The following is a 12,407-nucleotide window of genomic DNA, read 5'->3' on the forward strand; positions in this document are numbered from 1 at the left end:
CTGATGTCTCAGCAACAGCGCACCCTCTTAATTGTCGATGATTCCCCAGAGGATCGAGAACTCTATCGGCGGTACTTGCTGCGCGATCGCGAGTATTCCTATACATTTTTAGAAGCAACCCTGGGACGGCAAGGACTAGAGCTTTGGCAGCAACACCAGCCAGATGCTATTTTACTTGATTATCGACTGCCCGATCTAGACGGACTGGAATTTCTAGCTAAATTGCAACCCTCAACCCAACAGCCCTGCCTACCTGTGATTGTCGTCACCGGGCAGGGCAATGAGGCGATCGCAGTTCAGGCGATGAAAGCGGGCGCACAAGATTATATTGTCAAAGAGCAAATTACCCCAGAAGGGCTGCAAATAGCAGTGAATGGGGCGATTGAAACAGTGCGGCTACGCACCCAACTGCAACAGCGGATTGAACGAGAGCGCGTAGTCGCCCACATTACCCAGCAAATTCACCAATCCCTGAATCTGGATGAAATTCTTCAGACAACCGTAGCCGAAGTGCGGCAGTTTCTCCACACCGATCGCGTTCTGGTTTTTCGGTTAAAACCTGACGGGTATGGCACAGTAATCGCAGAATCAGTTGGGGCAGAGTGGCGATCGCTCCTCTCCTCGACTATCTACGATCCCTGTCTGGCTGAAAACTACCTCGCATGGAATCCATCAGAAGCTGTGAGCTACGATCCCGCTTTTGTCGAGAATTATTTCCAACGCTATCATCAGGGACAAGTAACCGCGATATCTGATATTCAGGATAGCAGTATTGACCCATGCCACGTTGAATTATTAGCTCAGTTTCAAGTCAAAGCTAATCTAGTCGTGCCAATTCTGCAAGACAACCAGTTTTGGGGATTGCTGATTGCTCATCATTGTGCCTCCCTTCGATTTTGGCAGCCCTTAGAGATTGACTTGCTCAAAGAACTGGCAATTCAGGTGAGTATTGCCTTGCGACAGGCAGAGTTGTATCAGCAGGCACAGCACGAACTAAAGGAACGCCAACAAGTAGAAGCGGAACTACGTCAAAGCGAAGAACGGCTACAATTGGCTCTGTCAGCCTCTCGGATGGGAACGTGGAACTGGAATATCCAGACGGGAAAAATTTCCTGGTCGGATAACCTGGAAGCCTTATTTGGAATGGAACCAGGAGAGTTTGACGGCTCTTATGAGATGTTTGCAGCCCGGTTGCACCAAGACGATCGCGATCGCGTTTTGGCAGCCGTAAAGCGGGCGATCGCCACGGGAGAAAACTATGACATTGAATTTCGGGTAGTATATCCCAACGGTAAGATTCGCTGGGCACTCAGTCAGGGCAAGGTTTTCTACGACCAACACGGGCAACCAATTCAGATGGCGGGTATTGATTTAGATATCACCGAACCCAAACGGTCAGCCCAGGTTCTGCGGGATAGTGAAGAACGTTTTCGGCAACTCGCAGAAAATATTGAGGCGGTATTTTGGATCAAAGAGGTGTACGAAAACCGAGTCAGCTATGTTAGTCCCGCATATCAAAGACTGTGGGGATTGAACCCAGAGGAATTGTATCAAGGACAACAATCATGGGTCGATCGGATTCACCCAGAGGATCGAGAATCGACTGACAAAGCCTTTCATGAAAAAGCAGTCGCAGGTCAATTTGATGAAGAATACCGGATCATCTTACCCGATGGTAGTATTCGTTGGGTTCACGATCGCTGCTTTCCCCTTCGAGATGAAGCGGGAGAGATTTATCGGTTTGCAGGTATTGCCGAAGACATTAGCGAACGCAAACGCTCTTTCGCAGCCCTACAACAGAGCGAAGAACGCTTCCGCACATCGGTTGAAAATATGCTGGACTGCTTTGGAGTATACCGGGCGATACGGAACGAGCAGGGGCAGATTATCGATTTTCGGACTGAATATGTTAATGATGCGGCCTGTCTCAACAATCAAATGACTTATGAGCAGCAGATTGGGCGGGGTTTGTGTGAATTACTACCAGGGCATCGTGACAGTGGATTGTTTGATGAGTACTGTCGGGTAGTAGAAACAGGTCAAGCGCTGATTAAAGACAGCCTAGTTTATGAGGATGATTACGGACAACAACGCTTAGTTAGAGCATTTGATATCCGCGTGGCTAAATTTGGAGATGGATTTGTTGCCACCTGGCGAGATATCACCGCTCGCCAACAAACCGAAGAAGCCCTGCGCCAGAGTGAAGAATTTAAGAACCGCATTTTAGAGAGCAGTTCAGACTGCATCAAAGTATTGAGCCTGGATGGGCGGCTCCTGTACATGAATACAGGCGGGCTGTGTTTGATGGAAATTGACGACTTAGATTCCTATATTAATACTGAATGGGTCTGTTTCTGGGAAGGCAGCTATCGGCAACAGGCAGAGCAGGCACTCGCTGCCGCTAAAGTAGGCAAAATCAGCGTTTTTCGCGGATACTGTCCAACCATCAAAAACACTCCCAAATGGTGGGAAGTGGTCGTTAGCCCGATTCTGGATGCCTCCGGGCAGATGGAACGAGTCTTGTTGGTTTCACGAGACATCACCCAGCGCAAAAAGACAGAACTCCTATTGCAGGAGAGTGAAGCCCGATTAAAGCTAGCATACAAAGCCACGCGATCGGGACTATGGGATTGGGACATTATCCGCAACAGCGCTCATATCTCTGAAGAGTACTGCAATCTGTTCGGGTTTGACCCAACCACAGAGTCAATTACCTATGAAGAGTGGTTAAGCTGCCTGCACCCAGACGATCGCACCTCAGCCAATGAAGCGGTGACTCGTACCATCCAGCAACAACAAGAGCATTATGAAACTGATTTCCGTATCCTACATCACAATGGCATTCGCTGGTTAGCGGCTAAAGGTAAAGTATTTTATGATACCGTAGGTAACGCGGTACGGATGTTGGGCAACGTGCAAGATATCACCGATCGCAAACTTGCTGAACAGCACTTGTATGAATCGGAAGAGCGCTTGCAATTGGGGATGCAAATTGCCGGTTTTGCCCTTGCTAGATTTGATTATACATCGAATCTAGTTGAGCTTTCGCCAGAAGCAGCCGCTTTATACGGTTTACCCGTCGATGAACTAGTTGTCTCTCGCGAGCGGATCCACGCCACATTTCATCCAGAAGAACAGGCCGAACTTGCTCAATTAATCGATTATCTTTCAGATCCTGCTACTTCTAGTCTATTTGCGCGCGACCATCGCGTGGTTTGGACAGATGGCAGCGTGCGCTGGTTAAGCGTTCGCAAACGGACTTTCGTTGACCCGACAAGTGCAGATCAAAGACCTCTCTACGCAATTCTAGCGGCCCTTGACATTACCGATCGCAAACTTGCCGAGCAAGAACGGGAGCAACTGTTGGAACAGGAGAAACTAGCTAGAGCCGAAGCCGAACGCGCCAATCGGATTAAAGATGAGTTTCTTGCCGTTCTCTCCCATGAATTGCGATCGCCTCTCAACCCCATTTTGGGCTGGACAAAACTGCTGCAAACCCGCAAATTTAGTGAAGCCAAAACGGCTGAAGCTTTAGCCACCATTGAACGCAACGCTAAATTACAGACTCAACTGATTGATGACTTGCTCGATGTAGCCAAGATTCTGCGCGGAAAACTCAGCATTGATGCTGCTCCTGTGAATCTAGCTTTTGTAATTGAAGCTGCGATTGATACGGTAACTACGGCAGCCATTGCCAAATCAATTGCTTTACATCCAATACTACCAAATATTGGGCAAGTCTCTGGAGATTCCAACCGCCTTCAACAGATCGTTTGGAATTTACTTTCCAACGCGATCAAGTTTACCCCCAAGGGAGGACGGGTAGAAATCCGACTAGAGCGAGTTGACGATCGGGCACACATTATCGTCAGTGATACTGGCAGAGGCATTAGCCCTGACTTTCTGCCGTATATTTTTGAGTCATTCCGTCAAGAAGATGTCTCAATTACTCGCAAGTATGGCGGATTAGGATTGGGGTTAGCGATCGTCCGGCAATTGGTTGAAGCCCACGGCGGCACGATCGCGGCTGATAGTCCTGGTGAAGGCTTTGGAGCCACCTTTACAGTCCAGTTGCCACTGCTGAATATTGAATCGGAAATCAAGCAGATAGATGAGTTGTCACAACCAGCACTTGAACTCACCGGAATTCGAGTCTTGACAGTCGATGATGACCCCGATGCCCGCGAGCTATTAACCGTATTGCTGACTGAATACGGAGCGACAGTTAAGACTGTTGCTTCGGCGGCGGAAGTATTAGCAAACCTGGAGTCCTTCCAACCCGATGTCTTAGTCAGTGATATTGGGATGCCTGAAGTCGATGGCTATAAACTGATTCAACAGATCCGAACTTTACCCCCCGAAAAAGGCGGACAGATTCGGGCGATCGCTTTGACTGCCTACGCCAGAGTTGATGATTCTGAACGAGCCATAGCCAGTGGCTATCAACGGCACGTTACCAAGCCCCTCAATCCAGAAGAGTTAGTTCAAGCTGTGGTGGCACTCGCACAGACGAAATGAAACCAATGACAAATGACAAATGACAAATGACAAATGACAAATGACAAATGACAAATGACAAATGACAAATGACAAATCAAGATTGGCAAATTGGAATCATCACGATAAATGTGGCTCCCTGCCCCAGTTCGGAAACACAATATAATTTGCCTTTGTGTTTTTCAGTGACAATCTGATAACTAATAGAAAGTCCCATTCCTGTGCCTTTGCCGACAGGTTTTGTCGTAAAGAATGGATCGAACAATCGTTGCTTGATATGAGCAGGAATTCCGAGGCCGTTATCTGTGATTTTAATGGCAACTTGTTTGCTTTCTACCAGGGCAGTGCAAATCGTAATGGTAGGATTTAAGAGTTGGTTTTGAGTGTTTGCTTCTTCTAGCGCATCAATGGCATTGCTCAAAAGATTCATAAACACTTGGTTGAGTTGTCCGGCATAGCACTCGACTAACGGTAACTCCCCATAATCTTTGACAATCTCAATGCCAGGAGAATCAGATTTCGCTTTCAGCCGATGTTGCAGAATCATTAGTGTGCTATCAATGCCCTCATGAATATTGACTTCTTTCATATCGGCTTCATCCATGCGGGAGAAAGTGCGTAGAGAGACAACAATTTTTTGAATGCGTTCTGCTCCAACTCGCATCGAATAAATAAGTTTGGGTAAGTCTTCTAGGAGAAACTCCAAGTCCATCGCCTCAATTTCTTCTTCAATCTCAGAATCGGGAGTTGGGTAATGTTTCTGATAAAGTTCCAGGAGTCTGAGAATATTTTTGGTGTATTCATTCGCATGGCTAAGATTGCCGAAAATAAAGTTGACTGGGTTGTTGATTTCATGGGCAACACCTGCGACTAATTGACCCAATCCTGACATTTTCTCGGATTGGATCATCTGCATTTGGGCGTGCTGGAGTTCTTGCAGAGTTTGCTCTAGTTCTACTGTGCGCTGATTCAATTGAGCTTCAGCGCGTTTGCGATCGCTGATCTCAAAGCTTGTGCCAATAATCCGGTAAATCCGTCCCTCATTATTCTTGAGTGGGTTGAAATTGATCATCCACCAGCTTTCCTGCCCATCAAAGGTTAGACACTGCTCATGATAAACGGGCATTTCCGTTCTAGCGCACTCAGTAAGCTGTTGTTGGATAATTTCAGCCTGTGCTGCCTCAAGCACTTCAGCGGGCGTTTTGCCTACGGCATCAGCACTACTAATTCCACACGATCGTTCCGAAAGAGCGTTCCATCCGGCGTAATAGAAGCGACCATTTTCTGACACATCCACAACAAAAATGCTCATTTCGGCTCCGTTGTAGATGCTGCTCAGAAACTGCTCTTTCTCTTGAAGTGCGGCTTCTGCTTGTTTGCGTAAGCAAAGCTCGTCGTAGGCATCACTAATATCAATTACCACCCCATCCCACACAACCGAGCCATCGGCTTGTAGTTCTGGTTTAGATGCACATTGAATCCATTTGATTTTGCCTGAAGCAGCCACAATTCGCCACTCCAGTCTAAAAGGCGTTAACATTCGAGCAGAATTTATAACTAACCGTTCAACTATTGAGCGATCGTCTGGATGCGTCATCAGGTGAAGGTTGTGTACCCCTGCCATTACTTCCTGTGAATCCACCTCATACAGGTCATAGCAACCCGAACTAACGTAAGGTGTTGAGAAAGAGCCATCTGTAGCCAGACAGAATTTAAATACCATCCCTGGAATATTGTCAACCACCTTCTGGAATTGGGCTTCACTGGCACGCAGTTCTGCTAGTGTTTGTTGTGCCTGTTCATAGAGACGAGCATTTTCTAGAGAAATGGCGGCTTGAGTACATAACAGGTTAAGCATCTCGACGCGATCGCTAGTAAATGCCCCAGTCGTCAAGTTATTCTCCAAATAGAGGATACCTGCGAATTTACCCCGGAAGAGAATCGGACTACATAAAATGCTTTTTGGCTGTTGGTTCAAAATGTAAGTATCGCTGGCAAAGGTTGGATGAGTAGTCGCATCTGCCAACACCACAGGTTTTAAGGAATGTTTGACGTGATAAATCAGTCTCAGAGGAATATCCTCGCTTTCTTCGACTGGAGTTCTTTGCAGAACGATGGGTTGAGTATTAGCGGTGACAGTCCCTTTAATCACCAAGCGTTCGCCTGTGGTATCGTGTAATGAATTGCCCCGCAGCAGCATTAACACGCATTTTTCTGCCCCAGCATTTTCAATCACTATCCGAAGCAAGGCGGCTAGGAGTTTTTCTAATTGAATTTCACCAGAAAGAGTTTGAGAGGCTTTGAGAACAGTTAACAGATCGAGCGATTCTGTAATGCTGCTTGAGCTAGAAGTTTCAGTAGAATGAAAAGCTGGGGCAAAAATTGTATCAGATGGTGTAAGTGACGGTTGCCGTTGTTGCACAATTGCAGCCAAAAGCTGAGGATAGCGATGTTCTAAATCGGTGACTTTGGCTTTAGCTCCCCAATGAGCGTAGCAGTAATACGCTTCTTGTATATATGCTTGAGCCAGTTTTTGTTTACCCCATTGGAGGTAGAATTTGCCTGCTAATTCGTTGCTTAGTGCTTCTTCTTGAATATATGCATTTGCTTTGGCGGATGCAATGGCGCGATCGTAGTAATCCATTGCTTCATACATCTGCCCCAACACCCGATACTGTTCTGCTTCAACCAAATAAAATTTGTGTAAATGGTTTTTAGGTGCTAGGTTTGACCATTCTTTCAACTTCTTTTGATTATCAATAACTTCCTGGGGCAAACTATTACCTTCCTTACCTTGGGCGTTGGGTAACATCGCCAGATGAGTCAATGAATCGTAAAAGTGAAACACCGGAATCATGAAACAGCCGGATACACCATTCAAATATTGTTTGGCATTAACTGCCACTTTTATGGCTTGCTCCCACTCATTGAAGAAGTAACAAAGAATTAGTTTATTTATATATAGTGTTCCCATTGCATAAAGGTCGTTAGCCTGTTGATGCTTGGGCAACATGATTTCTTCGTCATATACTAGACCTTGAATTTCCCAACGACACTTACTCTCTCCAAGGAAATTTAAGACGGATTGGTAAAAAACTCTTAGATAATTGTGAGCCACTTCCTGTTTAAGTTGAGCCAATGCCTGACTGTAAACCTTCATCTCTGGTTCTAGGATTGACAAATTTTTTCCCAGAAAAAAGGACAGCGAACAATAATTGTAGGCACAGTAGGCAGCATATTCTAAAGTGCCCATCTCCAAACCGCTATGGTATCCGTCGAGCAAAGGAGCGAGTGAATCTTGAATATGATGTTTCCAAGGCTTCACAAAGGGATAAACCATGTTTATCGTACTGGCTTTAAATTCTCTACTCTCGAAGCGTGATAGTAGTCCCATTGCCAGTTCGCTAATGCGATCGCCTAAATCTATTTCTCCAATACCGCATAAAATTACTCCATACCAAGCATAAGCCTGTGCTGATACCGCCGCATTCCCATAAGCAACTGATAATCTCACCTGCTTGCACACGATTAATGGCAGTAATTCTGGAACCGCTTGATAGACTGCTGCTGTCACAGTCGCTAAAATTCTGATCTCTGCCAAAGCTTTCAGGTCTTTCATCTCAGGCAGTTCTAACAAATTTTCTAAATGTTTTTCTTTTAATACATCTTGAGTTTGTTGCAAACTTTCAGTAATATCTGCGTTAGTCGGCTGCTCTGGAAACGACATTCCAAATAATTTTAAAATAGAAAGAGCAGTTTTAATAGCTTTGGGCTGATTACTTTGGGCGACATCAGCCAAAATTCTTACTTCATAGACCTTCACTTTGTCTAGTAATTGACGAGCATTTTGTACTACCTCATCAACTATCTGCTCCATAAGTCTAAAGTCACCGCTCAGACAGGCTACTTCTGCGGCTAAATCATGGAGAGCCAACGTTAAATCATAGCATTGCTGCCAAGAACTTGCTGTGAGCAGTTGTATGCCTTTAGTGGTGTATTCAATTGCTGCAACGTAAGCAGTTGCAGATTTTGCTTTTTGGGCAGCAGCTAAATTTAGTTTTGCTAATCTCTCCCGTTCAGTTGCTAAGACAATTAAATCAGATCCTTTATTTAATTGATTAACAATCTCGAAGATTTTTTCTTCTTTTTCCATCTCGTTCATGACATTTAAGAGCAATCGCCCAATTTTTAAATGCATCAGTTGTTTTTGGTTATCCGGGATCAGCGAATAAGCAGCTTGTTGGACGCGATCGTGCAGAAACTTGTAGAAAACAATTACTTTTTCATCAGTTAGTGCTGTTTGTAACTGTCCATTCTCCTCAATCAACAAGTCTGATTTTGACTGATAAAATTTATAAATATCATTGCTGGGAATAACTAATCCTTCTTGAAGGGCTTTCCACACGTCAGCAGCAGTTTCAGCTTGAGACTTTTCATAGATAATTGCCAGCATTGCTAAATCAAAAGAGTTACCAATACACGCTGCGAGTTTTAAGACATTTTGAGTGGCAACTGGCAACTTCTCTAACTGCATTGCCATGAACTCTACCACGTCATCTCTGAGGGAGAGCGATTGTACATAACTAATATCACATTGCCAATGCCCAACTTGAGTAGCAAACTCAATGCCTCCCTCTTCATATAGTGCCTTGAGAAACTGTGTGCTGAAAAATGGATTTCCTTGGGTTTTTTGATAGACTAGCTGGGTTAAAGGTTGTGCGATCGCTGCTGGACATTGCAATGTATCCTTAACCAGCGAATTTAAACTTTCTTGACTTAAGGGAGATAGTGCGATCGTGTTTACTGTAGTGCCAGTTTTCTTGATTTCTTCTAACGTCAATATCAAGGGATGAGCCAGCGACACCTCATTATCACGATATGCACCAATCAATAACATAAAGCCGCTTTCTCTCTGGCCGATCAACACCTGAATCAAGTTGAGTGATGCCGAATCTGCCCACTGTAAGTCATCCAAAAACATCACCAAGGGATGTGTAACTGTGGTGAATACTTGAATAAATTTTTGGAACAACAGATTAAAACGGTTCTGGGAAGCACTACCTGAGAGTTCCACCACTGGGGATTGTTGCCCAATAATCTGCTCTAACTCAGGAATTACCTCAATAATTACTTGAGCATTTTCCCCTAAAGCTGTCAGAATCCTGTTCTTCCATTGCTTTAATTGGCTGTCACTTTCGCCTAACAACTGCCCCATCAAGTCACGGAAGGCTTGGACAAAGGCACTGAGGGGAATGTTGCGGTTGAACTGGTCGTACTTGCCTTTGATAAAGTAGCCTCGTTGCCGGACAATGGGCTTATGTACTTCATTCACCACCGCCGTTTTACCAATGCCGGAGAATCCCGCCACCAACATGAACTCCGAGGCTCCATTGGCAACCCGCTCGAATCCTTCTAGTAAGATTTTAACTTCTTGCTCCCTGCCATAGAGTTTTTCTGGGATTGCAAAGCGATCGCTTATATCTCGCCCTCCAATGGAGAAATGCTCAATCCTCGCGATTTCTTTCAGTTGTTCTCTGCACAGATGCAAATCATGTTTTAGTCCCAACGCACTCTGGTAGCGGTCTTCCGCATTTTTCGCCATCAGCTTGCGAACAATATTTCCTAGAACCAAAGGGATCTCAGAGTTGACATCGCACACATTAGGAGGAAGTTTTGCAATATGACAATGCACTAACTCCATCGGGTCTTGAGAATCAAAAGGCAGTTTTTCTGTCAGTAGCTCAAAAAAACTTACTCCCAACGAACCGCAGAGGCGCGGAGAACGCAGAGAGGTTAATGGTTCAACGTAAGATTCATTCTAGTTCTGAGGCAGATTCCAATTATGGGGTAAAGGTTATTGAATAGTTATTTTCTATTGAACCAATCTTAAATCTACCTCCTTGTTGTATTCTCGGTAAGCTATGACTTTGCAATGAATGCTTTGACCAACTTGTGGCCACAAAGAAGTGTCCGTGGGTAAACAAAATGAATCACAATCTGATTTTGTAGCAATTTCTATAATTCCGCTTAGTTTATAACCGTCGATGACTTGATAGCCAAGGTACACAAAAATAGCAAAAGGCTTGACACTTATAACCTCTCCATAAAATTTGTGTCCAATAGGAAGGTTATGCTTTAACTTCTCCCACTGTTTATCGATATCACTCATACGCCTTCTGAATAGCTTAAGTCTGTAACTTTAACGGTTCTCAACTTACAATAATGTGTAGGTTGGGTTGAGGAACTAAACCCAACAAAACTAGAGATTCTTGGTGCTGGGTTTCCTAAAGCCTCAATGCAACTTTAAACTTATTTTATTTTTAGTAAACTTCTTGCAAAATTCCCTTCACGCGGTAGAATAACGAAATTTTGCAAGAGTTCTAATCATGAAACCATTTCTTTTTATAACCGACCTAGATGACACCCTCGTATATCGCACCGTGGGCGATGACAGCGCTTTACCAGAACTAAATCAACTGCTGAATCAACATCGCCAAGAATACGGCACTAAAATTGTTTATTCTACCGGGCGATCGCCTTTTCTTTACAAAGAACTCCAAGCTCAAAAAAATCTCTTACAACCAGATGCCCTCGTCCTTTCTGTGGGTACAGAAATTTACCTTGATGGTACTGATACTCCAGACTCGGATTGGTCAGAAATTCTCTCTCCGGGATGGGAACGGGAAACTGTATTATCTATTACCCAGAAGTTCCGTGAGTTAGTTCGGCAACCAGATTCAGAACAGCGTCCCTTTAAAGTGAGTTTTTTTCTAGAGCAAGAAGCATCTGCGAATGTTCTACCACAACTTGAAGCAAAGTTGCAGAAATCTAAATTAAATGTAAAGTTAATCTACAGTAGCGGAATAGACCTTGACATTGTACCCCATAGCAGCGATAAAGGTCAGGCAATGCAGTTTTTACGCCAGAAGTGGAAATTTGCAGCAGAACAAACAGTTGTCTGTGGTGATTCGGGTAATGATATTGCTTTATTTGCTGTAGGCAACGAACGGGGAATCATTGTCGGGAATGCCCGAAAAGAGTTACTCCAATGGCACAATGAGCATCCCTCTGACTACCGCTACCTGGCTTCATGTTTTTGTGCAGGTGGAATTATTGAAGGCTTAAATTATTTTGGTCTCTTGTAATGATTAGTTATCTAAAAGGTATAGTCGCTGGTATCCAAACAATTGGCGCTAATCGCGTGATTCTGACTCTGGAAGTGAATGGCTTGGGGTATGATTTGCAAGTTCCCCAACGGCTAGCAAACCAGTTACCAGAGTCGGGAGGAGTAGCGCAAATTTTTACCCATTTCCAAATTCGGGAAGAAGTGCCCTTTTTATATGGTTTTGCTTCGCCATCTGAACGCGATTTATTTCGCCACTTGCTGACTGTCACAGGGATTGGTGCAGCTTTAGCGATCGCCCTCTTAGACACTCTGGAACTACCAGATTTAGTCCAAGCAATTATCGCTGGCAATACACAAATCTTAATTCAGGCTCCCGGTGTGGGCAAAAAAATCGCAGAGCGCATCTGTTTGGAACTGAAAAGCAAATTAGTCGAGTGGCGCAAATCAGCCGGGTTCTTCGTCGCTACAGGCGGGCCAGCACCAGGAATTCTCGAAGAGGTGCAAATGACTCTCTTCGCTTTGGGATATACTGCCCATGAAGTTAGTCACGCCCTGCATGTAGTGAGTGAAGATATCGGCTTACCCAAAGATGCATACGTCGAAGATTGGATAAAACAAGCGATCGCTCATCTCAGCAGCGAACAAGTTTAATTGTCATTTGTCATTTCTCATTAGTAAGGGTTTCAAGCCTATTTACGTTTCGTAAGATAGTTTAGTTTATTCCCATCGACTTACTTACTCAATTCCAAAATCTGAAATTTCAAAGTATTTTATCTTACTTTTG

The 12,407-nt window shown here is 44.5% G+C and carries 5 protein-coding genes; 3 read left to right on the forward strand and 2 right to left on the reverse strand.

All coding sequences use genetic code 11. The features are described from left to right. Window positions 1-3: 3 nt before the first annotated feature. The gene (locus CDG79_RS06515; protein WP_094341411.1) at window positions 4-4,518 is read left to right on the forward strand and encodes a PAS domain-containing protein; all 4,515 of its coding nucleotides are present in this window, start codon (window positions 4-6) and stop codon (window positions 4,516-4,518) included. A 76-nt stretch (window positions 4,519-4,594) separates the two neighbouring features. Here the strand turns inward: CDG79_RS06515 and CDG79_RS06520 are convergent, their stop codons facing one another. Next, window positions 4,595-10,258: an ATP-binding sensor histidine kinase gene (locus tag CDG79_RS06520; protein WP_143855428.1), complete on the reverse strand. Its 5,664-nt coding sequence runs from the start codon at window positions 10,256-10,258 to the stop codon at window positions 4,595-4,597. A 111-nt stretch (window positions 10,259-10,369) separates the two neighbouring features. Continuing rightward, window positions 10,370-10,666 carry a hypothetical protein gene (locus tag CDG79_RS06525; RefSeq protein ID WP_094341413.1) on the reverse strand — a complete coding sequence of 99 codons (297 nt, stop codon included), beginning with the start codon at window positions 10,664-10,666 and terminating at the stop codon, window positions 10,370-10,372. A 217-nt stretch (window positions 10,667-10,883) separates the two neighbouring features. On the opposite strand from CDG79_RS06525, the gene CDG79_RS06530 reads away from it, so the two are divergent. Together CDG79_RS06530 and ruvA are read left to right on the forward strand one after the other, a co-directional pair. Next, complete coding sequence (locus CDG79_RS06530; protein ID WP_094341414.1) at window positions 10,884-11,642, forward strand: sucrose-phosphate phosphatase; 759 nt, start codon at window positions 10,884-10,886, stop codon at window positions 11,640-11,642. Next, window positions 11,642-12,274, forward strand: a complete 633-nt coding sequence (gene ruvA, locus CDG79_RS06535) for a Holliday junction branch migration protein RuvA (RefSeq protein ID WP_094328759.1) — start codon at window positions 11,642-11,644, stop codon at window positions 12,272-12,274. Before CDG79_RS06530 ends, ruvA begins: the two co-directional genes overlap by 1 nt. The last annotated feature ends 133 nt before the right edge of the window (window positions 12,275-12,407 follow it).

This window comes from Nostoc sp. 'Peltigera membranacea cyanobiont' 232 (assembly GCF_002245985.1).
Lineage (GTDB): Bacteria > Cyanobacteriota > Cyanobacteriia > Cyanobacteriales > Nostocaceae > Nostoc.

What these genes read in the sequence shown, in the direction of transcription:
- CDG79_RS06515 (WP_094341411.1), top strand. Translation starts at nt 4, where the DNA reads ATGTCTCAGCAACAGCGCACCCTCTTAATTGTCGATGATTCCCCAGAG.
- CDG79_RS06525 (WP_094341413.1), bottom strand. Translation starts at nt 10,666, where the DNA reads ATGAGTGATATCGATAAACAGTGGGAGAAGTTAAAGCATAACCTTCCT.
- CDG79_RS06530 (WP_094341414.1), top strand. Translation starts at nt 10,884, where the DNA reads ATGAAACCATTTCTTTTTATAACCGACCTAGATGACACCCTCGTATAT.
- ruvA (WP_094328759.1), top strand. Translation starts at nt 11,642, where the DNA reads ATGATTAGTTATCTAAAAGGTATAGTCGCTGGTATCCAAACAATTGGC.